General features: G+C 56.6%; 15 protein-coding genes. 3 read left to right on the top strand and 12 right to left on the bottom strand.

Going from position 1 to position 18,077, the window contains the following annotated elements:
- Nucleotides 1–66 precede the first annotated feature (66 nt).
- Nucleotides 67–1,533: an IMP dehydrogenase gene (gene guaB / locus UR289_RS10240; RefSeq protein WP_023333022.1), complete on the bottom strand. Its 1,467-nt coding sequence runs from the start codon at nucleotides 1,531–1,533 to the stop codon at nucleotides 67–69.
- Nucleotides 1,534–1,691: 158 nt separating this feature from the next.
- Between guaB and xseA the strand changes: the two genes are divergently transcribed.
- From xseA to UR289_RS10225, 3 genes are read left to right on the top strand one after another with little or no spacing between them, the layout of a single operon-like run.
- Nucleotides 1,692–3,065: an exodeoxyribonuclease VII large subunit gene (xseA, locus tag UR289_RS10235; RefSeq protein WP_064673758.1), complete on the top strand. Its 1,374-nt coding sequence runs from the start codon at nucleotides 1,692–1,694 to the stop codon at nucleotides 3,063–3,065.
- Nucleotides 3,066–3,123: 58 nt separating this feature from the next.
- Nucleotides 3,124–4,143 (top strand): M4 family metallopeptidase, encoded by a 1,020-nt coding sequence (locus tag UR289_RS10230; RefSeq protein WP_211438366.1) that lies wholly within the window; start codon nucleotides 3,124–3,126, stop codon nucleotides 4,141–4,143.
- Complete coding sequence (locus tag UR289_RS10225; RefSeq protein ID WP_006811517.1) at nucleotides 4,144–4,494, top strand: protealysin inhibitor emfourin; 351 nt, start codon at nucleotides 4,144–4,146, stop codon at nucleotides 4,492–4,494. It abuts the gene before it with no gap.
- On the opposite strand, the gene UR289_RS10220 is transcribed toward UR289_RS10225, so the two are convergent.
- From UR289_RS10220 to pbpC, 11 genes are all read right to left on the bottom strand, one after another.
- A complete protein-coding gene (locus tag UR289_RS10220) occupies nucleotides 4,491–4,712 on the bottom strand; it encodes a zinc ribbon domain-containing protein (protein ID WP_320709975.1) in 222 nt (73 codons plus the stop codon). The two genes, UR289_RS10225 and UR289_RS10220, sit on opposite strands and share 4 nt — an antisense overlap.
- A gap of 58 nt (nucleotides 4,713–4,770) precedes the next feature.
- Nucleotides 4,771–6,312 carry a peptide MFS transporter gene (locus tag UR289_RS10215; RefSeq protein ID WP_023308797.1) on the bottom strand — a complete coding sequence of 514 codons (1,542 nt, stop codon included), beginning with the start codon at nucleotides 6,310–6,312 and terminating at the stop codon, nucleotides 4,771–4,773.
- A 300-nt stretch (nucleotides 6,313–6,612) separates the two neighbouring features.
- Nucleotides 6,613–8,085, bottom strand: coding sequence for a ribosome biogenesis GTPase Der (gene der / locus UR289_RS10210; protein WP_023308811.1), 1,473 nt, complete (start codon nucleotides 8,083–8,085; stop codon nucleotides 6,613–6,615).
- 112 nt (nucleotides 8,086–8,197) lie between these two features.
- Nucleotides 8,198–9,376, bottom strand: coding sequence for an outer membrane protein assembly factor BamB (gene bamB / locus UR289_RS10205; protein WP_008502135.1), 1,179 nt, complete (start codon nucleotides 9,374–9,376; stop codon nucleotides 8,198–8,200).
- A 10-nt stretch (nucleotides 9,377–9,386) separates the two neighbouring features.
- The gene (locus tag UR289_RS10200; protein ID WP_320709973.1) at nucleotides 9,387–10,007 is read right to left on the bottom strand and encodes a YfgM family protein; all 621 of its coding nucleotides are present in this window, start codon (nucleotides 10,005–10,007) and stop codon (nucleotides 9,387–9,389) included.
- Between the two features lie 13 nt (nucleotides 10,008–10,020).
- The gene (hisS, locus tag UR289_RS10195) at nucleotides 10,021–11,295 is read right to left on the bottom strand and encodes a histidine--tRNA ligase (RefSeq protein ID WP_032622984.1); all 1,275 of its coding nucleotides are present in this window, start codon (nucleotides 11,293–11,295) and stop codon (nucleotides 10,021–10,023) included.
- Between the two features lie 80 nt (nucleotides 11,296–11,375).
- Nucleotides 11,376–12,494 carry a flavodoxin-dependent (E)-4-hydroxy-3-methylbut-2-enyl-diphosphate synthase gene (gene ispG, locus UR289_RS10190; RefSeq protein ID WP_023308814.1) on the bottom strand — a complete coding sequence of 373 codons (1,119 nt, stop codon included), beginning with the start codon at nucleotides 12,492–12,494 and terminating at the stop codon, nucleotides 11,376–11,378.
- 26 nt (nucleotides 12,495–12,520) lie between these two features.
- On the bottom strand, nucleotides 12,521–13,534 hold the full coding sequence (gene rodZ, locus UR289_RS10185) for a cytoskeleton protein RodZ (protein ID WP_167819321.1): 1,014 nt from the start codon (nucleotides 13,532–13,534) through the stop codon (nucleotides 12,521–12,523).
- A gap of 293 nt (nucleotides 13,535–13,827) precedes the next feature.
- A complete protein-coding gene (locus UR289_RS10180) occupies nucleotides 13,828–14,994 on the bottom strand; it encodes a bifunctional tRNA (adenosine(37)-C2)-methyltransferase TrmG/ribosomal RNA large subunit methyltransferase RlmN (RefSeq protein ID WP_320709970.1) in 1,167 nt (388 codons plus the stop codon).
- Between the two features lie 169 nt (nucleotides 14,995–15,163).
- Entirely contained in the window at nucleotides 15,164–15,595 is a 432-nt protein-coding gene (gene ndk / locus UR289_RS10175) for a nucleoside-diphosphate kinase (protein WP_003860625.1), read from the bottom strand.
- Between the two features lie 156 nt (nucleotides 15,596–15,751).
- Nucleotides 15,752–18,076 carry a peptidoglycan glycosyltransferase PbpC gene (gene pbpC, locus UR289_RS10170; RefSeq protein ID WP_320709968.1) on the bottom strand — a complete coding sequence of 775 codons (2,325 nt, stop codon included), beginning with the start codon at nucleotides 18,074–18,076 and terminating at the stop codon, nucleotides 15,752–15,754.
- Between the last annotated feature and the right edge of the window lies 1 nt (nucleotide 18,077).

Here is an 18,077-nt window from a genome sequence, read left to right as displayed (position 1 = left end):
GACGCTAATTCCGAGGCAAGTGAAACAAAAACAGAGCGCCCGGCAGAAGCCGGGCGCGGAAACTTATCAGGAGCCCAGACGGTAGTTCGGGGACTCTTTGGTGATCGTCACGTCGTGAACGTGGCTCTCCTGGATACCCGCACCGCTGATGCGTACGAATTCCGCTTTAGTACGCAGCAGGTCAATGGTACCACAGCCGGTCAGACCCATACAGGAGCGCAGGCCGCCCATCTGCTGGTGAATGATCTCTTTCAGACGGCCTTTATAGGCAACGCGACCTTCGATACCTTCCGGTACCAGTTTGTCAGCGGCGTTATCGGTCTGGAAGTAACGGTCAGAGGAGCCTTTGGACATCGCGCCCAGGGAGCCCATACCGCGGTAAGATTTGTAAGAACGGCCCTGGTAGAGTTCGATTTCACCCGGGGATTCTTCGGTACCGGCCAGCATGGAGCCTACCATTACGGCAGCTGCGCCCGCGGCGATCGCTTTGGCGATGTCGCCTGAGAAGCGGATACCGCCGTCAGCGATAACCGGAATACCTGTGCCTTCCAGCGCTTCAACCGCGTCAGACACGGCGGTGATCTGCGGAACGCCCACGCCGGTCACGATACGTGTGGTACAGATAGAGCCAGGGCCGATACCCACTTTCACCGCGCTGCAGCCAGCGTCAGCCAGCGCGCGAGCGCCTGCGCCAGTGGCCACGTTACCGCCGATGATCTGCAGATCAGGGTATTTGGCACGGGTGTCGCGAATACGTTGCAGAACGCCTTCGGAGTGGCCGTGAGAGGAGTCAATCAGCAGGACGTCAACGCCCGCAGCAACCAGCGCGTCAACGCGCTCTTCGTTACCGGCGCCAGCGCCAACCGCAGCGCCGACGCGCAGACGGCCATGCTCGTCTTTACAGGCGTTAGGCTTACGTTCTGCTTTCTGGAAATCTTTAACGGTGATCATGCCGCGCAGGTGGAAGCTGCTGTCAACAACCAGCGCTTTTTCAACGCGTTTTTCGTGCATTTTTGCCAGCACCACGTCGCGGGTTTCACCTTCGCGAACGGTAACCAGACGCTCTTTTGGCGTCATGTAGACGCTGACAGGCTGGTTCAGGTCAGTCACGAAACGCACGTCACGACCGGTGATGATACCGACCAGTTCGTTCTCTTCGGTCACCACCGGGTAACCGGCAAAGCCGTTACGTTCGGTCAGGGCTTTCACTTCGTGCAGCGTGGTGGTTGGCAGAACGGTCTGTGGGTCAGACACGATGCCGGATTCATGTTTCTTCACGCGGCGAACTTCTTCCGCCTGACGTTCGATAGACATGTTTTTGTGAATAAAGCCAATGCCACCTTCCTGTGCCAGAGCGATAGCCAGGCGCGCTTCAGTCACGGTGTCCATTGCCGCAGAGAGCATAGGAATGTTCAGGCGAATGGTTTTCGTCAACTGCGTGCTGAGATCGGCAGTATTCGGCAGAACAGTGGAGTGAGCGGGAACGAGGAGGACGTCGTCAAACGTCAGTGCTTCTTTAGCGATACGTAGCATGGGCAATATCTCTGACCTGGGTGGTTAAATATTGCCGTGGCATTATACAGAGCGTAACCGATTGCATCTACACTTTTTTATAAAAAAGCTTGCGATTGCCTCTCAGCAGGTTACTATCGACTGAATAACTTGCTGATTTAGAATTTGATCCCGCTCACATGTTATCCTCTCAATCCCCCTCAATTTATACCGTCAGCCGCCTGAATCAGACGGTGCGCTTGCTGCTTGAGCAGGAAATGGGGCAGGTCTGGATCAGCGGTGAGATCTCTAACTTCACGCAGCCGTCCTCCGGTCACTGGTACTTTACCTTAAAAGACGACACCGCCCAGGTGCGCTGCGCGATGTTCCGCAACAGCAACCGTCGCGTGACGTTTCGTCCTCAGCACGGCCAGCAGGTTCTGGTTCGCGCCAATATCACCCTGTATGAGCCGCGCGGCGACTATCAGATCATCGTCGAGAGCATGCAGCCTGCGGGCGAAGGCCTGCTGCAGCAGAAGTATGAACAGCTAAAAGCCAGGCTCTCTGCCGAAGGGCTGTTCGACCAGCAGTACAAAAAACCGCTGCCCTCCCCCGCCCACTGCGTTGGGGTCATCACCTCGAAAACCGGTGCGGCACTGCACGATATTTTGCACGTGCTGAAGCGTCGCGATCCTTCCCTGCCCGTCATCATCTACCCGACCGCCGTTCAGGGTGACGATGCTCCGGGCCAGATTGTGCGCGCCATTGAGCTGGCGAACGCCCGTCAGGAGTGCGACGTATTAATCGTCGGGCGCGGCGGCGGCTCGCTGGAAGACTTGTGGAGCTTTAACGACGAGCGCGTGGCGCGGGCAATCTTTGCAAGCCTGATCCCCGTGGTAAGCGCCGTCGGCCACGAAACGGACGTAACGATAGCCGATTTTGTCGCGGATCTGCGCGCGCCTACGCCGTCCGCGGCGGCGGAAGTGGTCAGCCGGAACCAGCTGGAGCTGCTGCGTCAGATTCAGAACGGCCAGCAGCGTCTTGAGATGGCGATGGACTACTTCCTTGCCAACCGTACCCGCCGCTTTACCCAGCTTCATCATCGTCTTCAGCAGCAGCACCCGCAGCTGCGTCTGGCGCGTCAGCAGACCGTGCTGGAGCGCCTGCGTCAGCGCATGAACGTTGCAGTGGACGCGCAGCTTAAGCGCGCGGTATCGCGCCAGCAGCGCGTGACGCAGCGCCTGAACCAGCAGAACCCGCAGCCGAAAATTTATCGCACGCAAACGCGGATCCAGCAGCTGGAGTATCGTCTGGCGGAGACAATCCGGGCGCGGCTGAGCGCCACCCGCGAACGTTTTGGCAATGCGGTGACCCATCTTGAAGCGGTCAGCCCCCTCTCCACGCTGGCGCGCGGCTATAGCGTGACGACGGCGACGGACGGCAAAGTGCTGAAGCAGACCAAACAGGTGAATACCGGCGATGTGCTGACGACGCGTCTTTCCGACGGCTGGGTAGAAAGCGAAGTGAAATCAATTAAACCGGTGAAAAAAACGCGTCAGCGTAAAACCGGATAATTCCTCGCCGGTTACTTACTATACTGCTGCTATTCCCTTTTTTAATAAGGAGAGCAGCATGCCCCATCTTCATAGCGTTATTCCACCTTATATTCTTCGTCGTATTATCGAAAGCGGTTCCGAGCCGCAGCAGCGCTGTGCCCGTCAGACCTTAACCCACGTCCAGACGCTGATGGCCCACATGCCCGGCAAACCCGCCGCGCCGCACGTGAATAAAGCCGGACAGCTGGAGCGCGATATTTACGACGCGAAGCATACCCAGGAGCTGCCGGGTACCCAGGTGCGTTACGAAGGCCAGCCATCGAACGGCGATGTGGCGGTGGATGAAGCCTACGATTATTTAGGTATTACCCATGATTTCTTCTGGAAAGAATATCAGCGCGATTCGCTCGATAATAAAGGGCTTATTTTGACCGGCACCGTTCACTATGGCCGGGAATATCAGAACGCCTTCTGGAACGGTCAGCAGATGGTATTTGGCGACGGCGACGGGGAAATATTTAACCGCTTTACCATCGCCATCGACGTGGTAGCGCACGAGTTGAGCCACGGCGTGACCGAGACCGAAGCCGGGCTTATCTATTTTGAACAGTCGGGCGCGCTGAACGAGTCTCTGTCGGACGTGTTTGGCTCGCTGGTCAAACAGTACCATCTGAAGCAAACCGCCGATAAAGCAGACTGGCTCATTGGTGAAGGGTTGCTGGCGAAAGGGATCAACGGCAAAGGGCTGCGCTCAATGTCTGAACCCGGCACCGCCTATGACGATCCCCTGCTCGGCAAAGACCCGCAGCCTGCGCACATGAAAGATTTCATTAAAACGCGCGAGGATAACGGCGGCGTGCACCTGAACTCCGGCATCCCCAACCGGGCATTTTATCTGGCCGCGACGGCGATCGGCGGCTACGCCTGGGAAAAAGCGGGTTATGCCTGGTACGACACGGTTTGCGATCGCAAACTGGCGCAGGATGCGGATTTTGAGGCCTTCGCAAAGCTGACGATCGCGCACGGAGAGAAACGCTCCGGCGCCGACGCTGGTGCGGCCATTAAACAAGCCTGGGAACAGGTGGGAGTGTTGTAAATGCAGGTTCCGGAACTGACGGATGACGCCGTGGTTGAGCTGGCCCGGGAAGGCGGCGTCGCTTTTATTCCCAAGTTGAGTGGACAGCGCACCATCGCGCTCTCCTCGCTCAATGAGGCCCAGCGCCAGCGCCTGGTGAGCATCCTGGAGCAGGCTTTTCCACGCGGTCAGCCGCCGGGGCAAGCCTCTTCACCCGGCAGCGGCGACCAGCGCTATTTCCGCATCCAGATTATCTGGACCGGGCAAAATCAGGCGCACTACGCCGATATCATCGTGCTGGTGCCCGAGCAGGAAGCCCCCGAGTCGCTGGTCGAGCTGTGGCAGAAAGGCGAAGGCTGCGTCTGCGATTAACCTTCGGCCCGAACAAACTCCACGCGTTTTTTAGAGATAAGACCGTGGCCGTTCTGGCAGAAATAGTCCACCGCACCGCAGGCTTTTAATACCTGGAGTGGCTGATGGCACTCCGGGCAGCGGGCTACAAGCGCAATATCTTTATTATAGCTGTCGCAGTGCGCTACGCCGTTCTGGGGCTCCAGCGGTGCCTGGCATTCCGGGCAGGTAATCGACATATTCTCTCCTGTTGGGTTTTACCGGGACAGGATAACTGCCCCGGTAGGCTGAACATTATCAGGCTTCAGCTGCCGGTTTAGTCTGCGCATTTTCCAGCATGCGGCGCACAGGAACAATAAGGACGATCAGTACCGCGGCACAAATCAGCAGCGCGATGGAGCAGCGAGCAAAGAGATCCGGCAGCATATCCAGCTGGTCGGCCTTCACGTGGCCGCCAATCAGGCCCGCCGCCAGGTTACCCAGCGCGCTGGCGCAGAACCAAAGCCCCATCATCTGGCCGCGCATTCTTTCCGGCGCAAGCAGCGTCATGGTCGCCAGGCCAATCGGACTCAGGCACAGTTCGCCGAGCGTCAGCATCAGGATGCTGCCCACCAGCCAGAACGGCGACACGCCCGCTCCACCGCTGCTCAGCACGTTCTGTGCCGCCAGCATCATCAGGCCAAAGCCTGCCGCCGCGCACAGAATACCAATAACAAACTTGGTGATGCTGCTCGGGCGAATGTTTTTGCTCGCGAGCTTCGGCCATGCCCAGCTAAACACCGGTGCCAGCAGGATGATGAACAGGGCGTTGATTGACTGGAACCACACCGCCGGGATTTCAAAATCACCAATCATGCGGTTAGTGTAGTCGTTGGCAAACAGGTTGAACGAGGTTGGCTTCTGCTCAAACGCGGACCAGAAGAACGCCGCTGAAATCAGCAGAATAAAGCAGACCAACAGCCTGGCGCGCTCTTTACGGTTCAGCCCCGCAAAGACAAACAGATAAATAAAGTAGAGGGCAACGGACGCCGCAATCACGTAGACCAGCACGCTGGCTACCGCGACCGGGTTAATCACAATCACGCCCTGCGCAATCAGCGTCACGATCGTTGCCACGCCTGCCGCCAGTGCCAGCAGCCAAACGCCCACGCCGTTACGCTTCACCACCGGGCTGTTCCAGGTAGAGTCGAGGCCGACTTCGCCGTCATAGCGTTTCATTGCCGGAACGGCAAACACGCGGAAGATAATCAGCGCCACCAGCATCCCGATGCCGCCAATACCAAAGCCCCAGTGCCAGCCGTGAGTTTTAATCAGCCAGCCGGAAATCAGCGGCGCGATGAACGAGCCCATGTTGATGCCCATATAGAACAGCGAGAAACCGCCGTCACGACGCGCATCGCCTTTTTTATACAGGGTGCCGACCATCACCGAGATACAGGTTTTGAACAGCCCTGAGCCAAGCACGATGAACATCAGGCCGATAAAGAACAGGTTGTTCCCCATCACCGCAGAGAGCGCGATCGACAGGTGTCCGAGCGCAATCAGAATTGAACCGTACCAGACGGCTCTCTGCTGACCGAGCCAGTTATCGGCCAGCCACCCACCCGGCAGCGCGGCCAGGTACATGGTACCGGCAAAGATACCGACAATCGCCGAGGCGTTTTCACGCGCCAGGCCCATCCCGCCGTCATAGACGGTGGCGGCCATAAACAGGATCAGTAACGGACGAATGCCGTAAAACGAGAAGCGCTCCCACATCTCGGTGAAGAACAGGGAACCGAGCGGATACGGATGGCCGAAGAACGTTCGGCTCTCTTTTTGATTAACAGTGGATTGCATAATTCTCCCGAAAGGTATGTCGTCGTGCTTGTAAACACCAGCAGGTACGCCGGCCAGTTACGTATCTGGCCGATTTTTTACATGCGGCGAAAAGTTAGTTAACCATTTGATAACCAGGCGCTAGTTTTGTCTAGTACCAGACCCTGGACTTTAAGATGAAAATTCGACGATTGTCTACTTTCTTAGATTTAAACTTGGTTAAAAGTGAATAGTGATTGACTTCACACAGAGAAAACCGGCGGTATGATTTGGCAAAAAAAAGCCCGCGATAAACGCGGGCTTTCGTGAGGCAGGTAAAGATTATTTGCTTTTCTTAATGTGCTTAATCAAGCGCTTACGCTTACGCATCTGGTTTGGCGTCAGGGTGTTGCGCTTGTTGGCAAACGGGTTTTCCCCTTCCTTGAACTGGATACGGATAGGCGTGCCCATTACGTCCAGCGATTTACGGAAGTAGTTCATCAGATAGCGCTTGTAGGAATCCGGCAGGTCTTTCACCTGGTTGCCGTGAATTACTACGATTGGCGGGTTGTAACCACCGGCGTGGGCATATTTCAGCTTCACGCGACGGCCGCGCACCAGCGGCGGCTGATGGTCTTCAGCAGCCATATTCATGATGCGGGTCAGCATCGCGGTGCTCTGACGACGGGTGGAGCTGTCGTACGCTTCACGCACGGATTCGAACAGGTTACCCACCCCGCTGCCGTGCAGCGCAGAGATAAAGTGCACGCGGGCGAAGTCGATAAAGCCCAGACGGAAGTCGAGGGTCTCTTTCACCTGCTCGCGCACTTCATTGCTCAGGCCATCCCACTTGTTGACCACGATAACCAGTGAGCGCCCACTATTGAGGATAAAGCCGAGCAGAGAGAGATCCTGATCGGAGATACCTTCGCGTGCGTCGATGACCAGCAGCACTACGTTGGCATCTTCGATCGCCTGCAGGGTTTTGATAACGGAGAATTTTTCCACCACATCGGTGATTTTCCCGCGCTTACGCACCCCGGCGGTGTCGATGAGGACATACTCGCGCTCGTCGCGCTGCATAGGAATGTAGATACTGTCACGGGTGGTGCCCGGCATGTCGTAAACGACCACGCGCTCTTCACCCAGAATACGGTTAGTAAGCGTAGACTTACCTACGTTTGGACGACCCACGATGGCCAGCTTGATCGGCAGATCCTGCGGGTTGAAGTCGTCTTCAGGCTCTTCTTCGCCCTCTTCTCCGTCTTCGAACTGCGCCCAGTATTCAGCATCTTCGTCTACTTCTTCCGGCGGGTTTACTTCGTCAACCCACGGCAGCAGAACGGTTTCCAGCAGGCTGGTGACGCCACGGCCATGCGATGCCGCAATCGGGTAGATTTCACCCAGGCCCAGAGACCAGAAATCCGCGACGGCCTGATCGGCATCGATACCGTCAGTTTTGTTCGCCACCAGGAAGGTCGGCTTTTCGCGTGAACGCAGGTGTTTGGCAATAGCGGAGTCCGCCGGCATCAGGCCAGCGCGCGCATCCACCATAAACAGCACCACATCCGCTTCTTCAATCGCGAGCAGCGACTGTTCCGCCATGCGGGTTTCAACGCCGTCTTCTGTGCCGTCAATACCACCGGTATCAATACAGATGAACTCGCGTCCTTCCACCTCTGCACGACCGTACTTACGGTCACGCGTCAGCCCCGGGAAATCCGCAACCAGCGCATCACGGGTGCGTGTTAAACGGTTAAAAAGAGTGGATTTTCCAACGTTAGGGCGCCCGACAAGCGCGACCACAGGTACCATGTTTGAAGCCTCATAAAATTCAAAATAACGTCGCTTTCGCGGCGTTTTTAAAAATGTCAAAACGGCTCCTGAGTGAACAGGAGCCGTTTAGTATACTACAACCGCCGGGTAATTAACGCGTGATCGCGTACAGCGTGCCGTCTTTTGCCTGAATCAGCAGTTTGCCGTCGGCCACAACCGGATCGGTCAGGAAGCCAGAGCTGTCGACTTTTTGCTGTGCAACAAAGCGGCCGTTATCCGGATCGATCCAGTGCATATACCCTTCGCTGTCGCCAACCACCAGGCTACCGTTGTACAGCGCCGGTGCGGTCAGCAGGCGGTGCAGCAGATCGCTTTGCGTCCACAGCGTCACGCCGCCTTCGGTGCTCAGCGCCAGCAGACGGTCGTTCTGATCGACCATATAGATGCGGTTGCCCTCAACGATGAAATCGTTCACAGAGCCCAGCTCACGTTTCCACATGATCTGGCCGCTGCGCAGATCCAGCGCGGTCAGGTTGCCGTTATAGGCCAGCGCGTAAACCACACCGTTAACGATGACCGGCGTTGTGTCTACGTCGCTCAGGCGGTCGATTTCCGTTGAGCCAGTAGCCTGAGAGATACGCTGCTGCCAGATCATCTGACCCTGCTGCATCAGCACGGCGCTCACGCGACCGTTGTCACCGCCCACAATGGCAGCACCAAATGCGGTAGCCGGTGCTGATTCGCCGCGCAGAGAGAGCGCAGGCATATCCAGGTTAACGGTCCATTTCACCAGACCGTCAGCTTCGTTCAGCGCCTGCAGCTGGCCGTTGCTGGTATGAATCAGCACCAGACCGTCGCTCACCACCGGACGAGACAGGGATTCACCCGCTACGGTTGTTTGCCAGGCAATAGAACCGTCGCTGCTGTTCAGCGCATAAACCTGCGCTTTTTCGCTGCCCACGTAGACATGGCCACCGGCAACGGTCAGACCGCCAGAGAGCAGTGCAGGTTTACGGGAGAACCAGCCGTCTTTTTCCGCCAGGTTAACGGACCATACTTCTTTCCCGTCATCGGCGTTCACCGCTTTCACGGTACCTTTGCGGTCAGCGGCATAGACAACGCTGTCTGCATACGCAGGATGAAGGTTGGAATAGAAATCACCAATCCCATTGCCCACGGAGACATCCCACGCGGTGGATGGGGTAAACTGGTTTTCAACCGTCGGCAGTGGGGACATTTTCACAACGTCTTCTTCGCCACTGAACAGTGAACAACCACTCAATAACGTAACAGAAAGCAGTCCTGGCAGAAGTAATTTACGCAATTGCATCGGGTCCCTCTCAGACGGACAAATTATTTATTTTCATCTGCATCATTTCGCTCAGCGCAGGTGAAGCATTGCTCTCTACGCCAGCTTGCCACGCTTTACGCGCGCCCGCTTTGTCACCTTTGCTCAGCAGTGCTTCACCGCGCAGATCGGCAACGATGGCAGCAAAACCTTCGCCTTTGATGGTATCGAGCGTTTTCAGCGCATCGTCAGCTTTTTTCTGCTGAACCTGAATACGTGCCAGGCGCAGATTGATCACCGCTTTCAGGTTCTCATCGCTGGCAGCAGCAAGGCTCTGCGAGAGCTGTGCAGCGGCTTTATCCAGTTCGTTCTTATCAACGTACTGCTGAGCCACTTCCAGCGCAGCCAGTGCACCGTAGGTGTTTTTGTTGTCAGCCGCAAATTTTTCTGCCGCCGTCAGCGTTTGCGGCTGATCGGCACGAATTGCGCTAACGGTATTTTCATAGGACAGGGACGCGCCGCGCGCGGAATCCGCCTGATGATTGTTCCAGTAACGCCAGCCCACCAGCGCACCGACACCTAAAACAACCCCAACAACCAGCGCTTTGCCGTTTTCAACAAAGAAGCGCTTAATCGCGTCGACCTGATCGTGTTCGTTCTCGTAAATTTCCACGCAGTCCTTCTCCTTAGCCCAATAGAGTGCGCAAGTGCGCCGCAACGCCGTCCTGCGTTACCGTTGTCTGCTCACCAGAGCGCAGGTCCTTCACCACCACTTCGCCGTTAGCCACTTCGGACTCGCCCAGCACCAGTGCAATACTTGCGCCCCACTTATCGGCACGAGCAAACTGTTTTTTAAAGTTGCCGCCGCCATGGTTGGTCATCAGCTTAACGCCCGGCAGCGCATCGCGCACGCGTTCGGCAAGCTGCATCGCCGCAGACTGCGTTTCCGCGCCTGAAGCCACCAGGTATATATCGACAACGGAATCTGCTTTAAATTCCGGATTAACTGCCTGAACCAGCAAAACAAGTCGCTCAAGGCCCATCGCGAAGCCAACAGCAGGGGCTGCGCGACCGCCAAGTTGCTCAACCAGACCGTCATAACGGCCGCCCGCACATACGGTGCCCTGAGAACCGAGGCTGGTGGTCACCCACTCAAACACGGTGCGGTTGTAGTAGTCCAGACCGCGCACCAGGCGCTGATTCACGGTATAGGCGATGCCTGCCGCTTCAAGCAGCTTGCACAGGCCCGCGAAGTGTTCGCGAGATTCTTCATCAAGGTAGTCACCCAGCGCAGGCGCATCGTTCAGCAGTGCCTGAACATCCGCGTTTTTGGAATCCAGAACGCGCAGCGGGTTGCTGTACATGCGACGTTTGCAGTCTTCGTCCAGCTTCTCTTTATGCTGTTCCAGGAACGCCACCAGCGCATCGCGGTAGTTAGCGCGTGCTTCCAGAGAACCGATAGAGTTCAGCTCAAGAGAAACGTGATCGGCGATACCGAGGGCGCGCCACCAGCGGGCGGTCAGCATAATCAGTTCGGCGTCAATGTCCGGGCCCTGCAGGCCAAAGACTTCCACACCCAGCTGATTGAACTGACGATAACGACCTTTCTGAGGACGTTCGTGGCGGAACATCGGGCCGATATACCACAGGCGCTGCTCCTGATTGTACAGAAGACCATGTTCGATGCCGGCGCGTACGCAGCCCGCCGTACCTTCCGGACGCAGGGTCAGGCTATCGCCGTTGCGGTCCTCAAAGGTGTACATCTCTTTTTCAACCACGTCGGTGACTTCACCGATCGCGCGTTTGAATAACGGGGTCTGCTCTACAATCGGCAAACGGATTTCGCTGTAACCGTAGCTGCCGAGCACCTGCTTCAGTGTGCCTTCAATGCGCTGCCAGATGGCGGTTTCGCCAGGCAGATAATCGTTCATGCCGCGGATGGCTTGAATGTTTTTTGCCACGTTTATTCTCTTTCTATATACAAAAAAAACCCAAAGAATGGGTTCAATCATACATGGGAAGCGGCACGCTTCCCATCACGTTATTTTTCAACCTGCTGAACGCTGATACGCTGTGTTTCGTCCATCATGGCGGCTTTGGCGCGGATGCGGGCTTCAAGCTGGTCGATCATGTCGCTATTATCCAGACGATCTTTACGAACGCCATCTTCATAGAGACCACTTTTCTTGTTACCGCCGGTCACGCCCAGGGTTGACACCAGTGCTTCACCCGGACCGTTTACCACGCAGCCGATGATGGAGACGTCCATCGGGGTGATAATGTCTTCCAGACGCTGCTCCAGGGCATTCACCGTGCCGATCACATCAAACTCCTGACGCGAGCAGGTTGGGCAGGCAATGAAGTTGATCCCACGTGCGCGAATGCGCAGCGACTTCAGGATATCGAAACCGACTTTGATCTCTTCGACCGGATCGGCCGCCAGCGAGACGCGCAGGGTGTCACCGATCCCTTCAGAGAGCAGCAGCCCCAGACCGATCGCAGATTTTACAGAGCCGCTGCGCAGGCCGCCCGCTTCGGTGATCCCGAGGTGCAGAGGCTGGTCGATCTGTTTTGCCAGCAGACGATAAGATTCTACTGCCAGGAACACGTCGGAGGCTTTTACGCTGACTTTAAACTGATCGAAGTTAAGACGATCGAGATGATCGACGTGGCGCATGGCGGATTCGAGCAGCGCCTGTGGCGTAGGCTCGCCGTATTTTTCCTGCAGATCTTTTTCCAGGGAACCGGCGTTAACGCCGATACGGATAGGAATATTTTTATCGCGGGCGCAGTCCACGACCATGCGGATACGCTCTTCGTTACCGATGTTGCCCGGGTTAATGCGCAGGCAATCGACGCCGTATTCGGCCACTTTCAGTGCGATGCGATAGTCGAAGTGGATATCAGCCACCAGCGGAACGCTGACCTGCTGTTTGATCAGTTTGAACGCCTCAGCGGCATCCATGGTCGGGACGGAGACGCGAACAATGTCCGCGCCTACACGTTCTAATGCTTTGATTTGATTGACCGTCGCTTCTACATCGGTAGTGCGCGTGTTGGTCATCGACTGAACGGCGATAGGTGCCCCATCGCCGATTGGCACATTCCCAACGTAAATCCGTTTCGATTTTCTACGTTGAATCGGAGCCTGGTTATGCATGAAAAATCTCCCGCGTTGCCCGTCTGTTACTGTGCTGCTGATTGTTCGGCATTAACGGTAAGACGTGCAACCTGGTTAGTTCTGATAAAGCGGCTCAGGTCGACAGGTTTTCCTTGATACTGGATCTGTACCGCTGCCGGAGCGCCGATTTTAAGTTTATAGGGAGCCTGGCCGGTTAGGTTTAACGTGCCATCTTTACGCTGCAGGCCGCTGAACAGTTTTTTACCTGTCGCGTCAGTCACTTCCAGCCAGCAGTCGGCGCTGAAGTTCATCACCAGCGCGTTGGGATCGGCTGCTGTTGCCGTACCCGCCGGGTTGGTTGGCAGAGACGCTGCGCTATTGTCTGCAGGCTGAGTAGCCGCAGGCGCGTTCGCCGCAGTATCAACATTCGCCTGAGAAGGGGCAATAACCGCGTTTTGATCCTGAGCCTGCGGCGCTGCGGTGTTAGCCGTTGCTGCCGGAGCCTGTGTTGTATCGGTCGCCGACGCGTCTGGCGCTGCGGTCTGTGGCTCGCTGGAGGAAGCTGCGCCGTCAGTATTCAGCGGCACGTTCTGGGCATTCTCACTTCCGGCCTGGTTGAGTTCAGCGGAGGATTGATCGGCCATGGTGGTAATCTCTTCCTGCTGCGCCTTGTGGTTTTGCCACCACCATGCGCCGGTCAGACCGATCACCACAAACAGTACCAGCCAGGTAAAGCTCATCAGCCAGCCATCGCGTTTTTTACGACGTTTCCCCAGGGAGAAGGTCTGCATCGGCGCAACTTTTGCTGCACGGACCGGCGCCTGCTTCTCCATCATTGGCAGTAATTCGTTTTCGGGGATATGGACCAGTTTTGCGTAAGAGCGGATATAACCGCGCAAGAACGTTGAAGCCAGATCGGCAGGCGCCTTATCTTCTTCAATATCGCGAACCGTGGAAACCTTCAGGCACAAGCGTTCCGCAACGGCTTGCTGGCTGAGTCCGAGTTGTTCACGGGCGTTGCGAAGACGAACGCCAGTGGAGAGTGCTTCATGTTGGTCGTGAGTGGCTTCAGTATTCATTCGCTACAACTACTGGTACGTGAAAAATAAGGGTTCAGGTGCCGGTGAGTCACAATGCCACCCGCACCGCGAAACTTCTGGTCAGTTAACCTTGAACAGAGAGTATAAGACTGTCAGCCCGGAGATGACAGTACAGCCCTGCCCGTACGGCTAAACTGTTGTTACGTCGTTACATACTGCCCGAAAGTCGGATGAAACGCACCGTAATTATTGTTCAGTCATCACGAATCTGACTGATTATTCAGTAAGACCAGGCTTCACGGCGCAGATAATGCGCCGTGAGTGCATAATAATCAAACAGCTTTAACCGCGATCGACTCGCCCTGCATGCGTTTACGCAGGGTACGTTTGGTACGGTCAATAACATCACCAGCCAGCTGTCCGCATGCTGCATCAATGTCATCACCACGGGTTTTACGCACGATAGTGGTGAAACCATACTCCATCAGCACCTTGGAGAAACGGTCGATACGGCTGTTCGAGCTACGGCCATACGGCGCGCCCGGGAACGGGTTCCATGGGATCAGGTTGATTTTGCATGGCGTATCTTTCAGCAGTTCAGCCAGCTGATGCGCATGTTCGGTACCGTCGTTGACGTGGTCAAGCATCACGTACTCGATTGTGACGCGGCCCTGGTTGGCGTTGGATTTCTCCAGATAGCGACGCACCGCAGCGAGGAAGGTTTCGATATTGTACTTTTTGTTGATCGGCACAATTTCGTCACGAATTTCGTCGTTTGGTGCGTGCAGGGAGATCGCCAGCGCAACGTCAATCATGTCGCCCAGCTTGTCCAGCGCAGGCACAACGCCAGAGGTAGACAGCGTGACGCGACGCTTGGACAGACCAAAACCGAAGTCATCCAGCATGATTTCCATCGCCGGAACGACGTTGGTCAGGTTCAGCAGCGGCTCACCCATCCCCATCATCACCACGTTGGTGATAGGACGCGTACCGGTTACTTTTGCCGCACCGACGATTTTCGCGGCACGCCAGACCTGGCCGATAATTTCTGACACCCGCAGGTTACGGTTAAAGCCTTGCTGCGCGGTTGAGCAGAATTTGCACTCCAGCGCACAGCCTACCTGAGAGGAGACACACAGCGTGGCGCGGTCTTCTTCCGGGATGTAGACGGTCTCAACGCGCTGATCGCCTACCGCAATCGCCCATTTGATGGTGCCATCTGCGGAGCGCTGTTCTTCCACCACTTCCGGTGCGCGGATTTCAGCCACTTCCTTGAGCTTGTTGCGCAGGACCTTGTTGATGTCAGTCATGTCATCAAAATTGTCGCTGCAGTAATGGTACATCCACTTCATGACCTGATCGGCACGAAACGGCTTTTCGCCCATCTCTTTAAAGAACTCGCGCATCTGCTGACGGTTCAGATCCAGCAGGTTGATTTTTCCATTTTTATTGGGAACCGCAGGAATGGCGACTTCGGAGGTATTCACTAATTCAGACATAATATTTTCCGGCCTCGTTGTTACACGTTATGGCCCATGGAGGGTTGAATAGAAACGCCCCGGAAAGCAGTCTGCTCGTCCGGGGCGTTGCATTGTACAAAGTCTGGCGCAGGGATGCCACGTCTGGACGCGGCATTTACGAAAATAATGTGTAAACGAAACCGTTAAATTAACGGGTGCGTGGACACACTTCACCTTCTGCGAAGAAGAAAGCGATTTCGCGTGCAGCAGATTCAACAGAGTCAGAACCGTGGGTACCGTTCTCGGTGAAGCTGTCTGCGTAGTCAGCGCGCAGAGTACCTGCCAGCGCGTTGTCCGGGTTGGTTGCGCCCAGCAGGTCACGGTGACGCTGTACTGCGTTTTCGCCTTCCAGCACGGATACCACGATTGGACCGGAGGTCATGAACTCAACCAGGCCGTCAAAGAATGGGCGACCTTCGTGCTCAGCGTAGAAACCGCGAGCCTGCTCAACGGTCAGGTGCAGCATTTTGGTGCCAACAATTTTGAACCCTGCAGATTCAAAGCGAGCGAAGATGCTGCCAATAACGTTTTTTGCCACCGCGTTTGGTTTGATGATGGAAAAAGTACGTTCAATAGCCATGATAACCTCTGTCAATGTTCTGTTGTTTTGCATACCTGAGTATGGTGTGGCGCGGATTATAATGAGCAATAGCGCCATTGCCTATGGATTCAGGTAACATTTTTTTAAAATAAGACGAGTTTTAGCAACAGCTCACATCAGAAAGCTATTTTCAGGTCACTGCAACGTAAAATTCACCGTCGCGACCTGACCGGTCTCATCCATAACGAGTAACTGATAATCGCCCGATTTATCAAGCTGTAATGTGTAAAATCTTCCCTTCACATTCAGCGGTTCACCGTTCAAAAACCACCAGCGCTCGCCGCTATTGCCGGTCGCCTGAAGCGGCAGCGAAACGCGGGATTCTCCCGGTAGACGTTTTATGACGGCCCCTTCACGCACGCCTGTCAGGATGAGTGGCGCAGGTGCGTCCTGCGACAGCGGAGGACAGGTGGTTGATGACGAAGGGACCCGTACCGCGCGACGCTCGCTCGCCGGCAGCCACGGCTCCAGCGGCAGCGGCCAGACATCCAGGACTTTTTCAGTTGCATCAGGGCAATCTGCCGCCACGCGTTTACCCGTTTTATCCAGCCAGACCGGGAAACGAATGCCGCGTATCCCTTCCTGTTCGGGCAATAGCAGCGTGGGCGGTTCACTCCCTTCCAGCAGCCAGGTCGACAGGCGACGCCGACAGTTTTCACTCCCTTCCGGCAGCGACTGGCCGCCCGGCCAGCAGATCACGCCCCGCCCGACGCTCTCCGGACGCGGGTCGCGCGGCAGGCGGGCTTCGTCTACCGTTGAGCGTGACTGAAGCAGGTTATTGACCTGATTTAAGAGTGGAACTGCGCTGGCGAAACCAAACTGCCCCGCTACGGGCGTGCCGTCCGGTCGGCCTGTCCAGATGCCTATTACGTAGCGGGCATTAAGACCAATCGCCCAGGCATCACGGTAGCCGTAGCTGGTGCCGGTTTTCCACGCCAGCGGCGCGATCTGCGGTAATGCATTATCCGGCAGCGGCTGCGCCTCGTTCGCCAGAATACGGCGAATAATCCACGCCGAGCCTTGCGACAGCAGCGGACGTTCAATGAGCGGATCGCCCGGCTGTAACCGCAGCCTCCCCGCCTTACCGTGTCGGGCAAACGCGCTGTAGGCCGCGGCGATATCGGCCAGCCGGGCGCCTGCCCCGCCGAGGATCAGGGACAGATTTGGCTGCGCCCCCGCAGGCAGGATCAGCGGCAAGCCTGCGTTGCTCAACATCCCGGCAAAACGTTTTGGCCCGTAGGCTTCCAGTACCTGTACCGCGGGCAGGTTGAGGGAGCGCACCAGCGCTTCACTCATGCTGACCGGTCCGTGGAACCCACTGTCAAAATTCCCGGGGCGATAATCACCGCTTTTTCTGGGAACGTCCTGGAGAAGAGAGGCGGGATGGATCAGACCATCGTCAAGCGCCATACCGTAAATAAAGGGCTTTAAGACCGACCCCGGGGATCGGATCGCATTGACCATATCCACGTGGCTAAAACGCGTGTCATCGTTAATATCCACCGAGCCGACCCAGCCGCGCACTTTCATATCGGTGTGATCCACGACGATCATCGCCAGCGAGCTGCGTGCCGGCAGGCGAGATTTCCAGTTCATCGCCAGCTCTTCCAGCTGCCGCTGCAGTCCGGCATCCAGCGTGGTGACTATTTTTGCGTTGCGGCTTTTGCCGAGCATCATGCGCGCAAAGAGCGGCGCCAGCTGCGGCATCTGTCGGGGCGCCAGCCATACCGATTCTTCCCGTGATTCTTTAACCTGCTTCGCGGACCAGACGCCCTGCGTTACCATGCGGTCGAGCACTTTGTTGCGCGCCGCTTCCGCCCGTTCAGGCCATCGGTCCGGACGCAAGCGGCTGGGTGCCTGCGGCAGTACCGCCAGCAGCGCCGCTTCGGAATAGCTGAGCTGCGACGGCTGTTTGCCGAGATAGGTCCAGCTTGCCGCCCCGACGCCCTGCAGCGTGCCGCCAAACGGAGCGCGGTTGAGGTAAAGGGTGAGAATGTCGCGTTTGGAAAGATGCCACTCCAGCTGCATCGCCCGCCAGAGCTGACGAACTTTGCCGCCAAAGGTGCGCGGATGCGGGTCCAGCAGGCGTGCCACCTGCATGGTGAGCGTGCTTCCACCAGAGACGACTTTGCCAGAACTGAGATCCTGCCAGGCAGCGCGCAGGACAGAGAGCGGGTTTACGCCTGGGTGATCCCAGAACCAGCGATCTTCATACTGGATCAGCGCCTCAAGGTAGCGGGGAGAGACCTCTTCAATGGTAACCGGGTAGCGCCAGATCCCGTCGCTATCGGCAAAACGCCAGAGCGGCGTGCCCTTCTCATCTACCACCACCCGGGCGGGATTAACCTCTTTCAGAGGCAACGGCCACAGGCGGTCGGCGGCGACAATCAGCCCCCATAAAATGAGAAGCGCTCCCGCCAGCCATAGCCAGCGGGAGCGTGTCAGACGTGCCATTCGCATA

The sequence above is a fragment of the Enterobacter sp. 302C9 genome, assembly GCF_034106085.1.
Classification (GTDB): Bacteria; Pseudomonadota; Gammaproteobacteria; order Enterobacterales; family Enterobacteriaceae; genus Enterobacter; species Enterobacter asburiae_B.
The sequence above is the reverse complement of the archived record's forward strand: the minus strand, read 5'-3'. Positions and strand labels throughout refer to the sequence as shown.

What these genes read in the sequence shown, in the direction of transcription:
- guaB (WP_023333022.1), bottom strand. Translation starts at nt 1,533, where the DNA reads ATGCTACGTATCGCTAAAGAAGCACTGACGTTTGACGACGTCCTCCTC.
- xseA (WP_064673758.1), top strand. Translation starts at nt 1,692, where the DNA reads ATGTTATCCTCTCAATCCCCCTCAATTTATACCGTCAGCCGCCTGAAT.
- UR289_RS10230 (WP_211438366.1), top strand. Translation starts at nt 3,124, where the DNA reads ATGCCCCATCTTCATAGCGTTATTCCACCTTATATTCTTCGTCGTATT.
- UR289_RS10225 (WP_006811517.1), top strand. Translation starts at nt 4,144, where the DNA reads ATGCAGGTTCCGGAACTGACGGATGACGCCGTGGTTGAGCTGGCCCGG.
- UR289_RS10220 (WP_320709975.1), bottom strand. Translation starts at nt 4,712, where the DNA reads ATGTCGATTACCTGCCCGGAATGCCAGGCACCGCTGGAGCCCCAGAAC.
- UR289_RS10215 (WP_023308797.1), bottom strand. Translation starts at nt 6,312, where the DNA reads ATGCAATCCACTGTTAATCAAAAAGAGAGCCGAACGTTCTTCGGCCAT.
- der (WP_023308811.1), bottom strand. Translation starts at nt 8,085, where the DNA reads ATGGTACCTGTGGTCGCGCTTGTCGGGCGCCCTAACGTTGGAAAATCC.
- bamB (WP_008502135.1), bottom strand. Translation starts at nt 9,376, where the DNA reads ATGCAATTGCGTAAATTACTTCTGCCAGGACTGCTTTCTGTTACGTTA.
- ispG (WP_023308814.1), bottom strand. Translation starts at nt 12,494, where the DNA reads ATGCATAACCAGGCTCCGATTCAACGTAGAAAATCGAAACGGATTTAC.
- rodZ (WP_167819321.1), bottom strand. Translation starts at nt 13,534, where the DNA reads ATGAATACTGAAGCCACTCACGACCAACATGAAGCACTCTCCACTGGC.
- UR289_RS10180 (WP_320709970.1), bottom strand. Translation starts at nt 14,994, where the DNA reads ATGTCTGAATTAGTGAATACCTCCGAAGTCGCCATTCCTGCGGTTCCC.
- ndk (WP_003860625.1), bottom strand. Translation starts at nt 15,595, where the DNA reads ATGGCTATTGAACGTACTTTTTCCATCATCAAACCAAACGCGGTGGCA.
- pbpC (WP_320709968.1), bottom strand. Translation starts at nt 18,076, where the DNA reads ATGCGAATGGCACGTCTGACACGCTCCCGCTGGCTATGGCTGGCGGGA.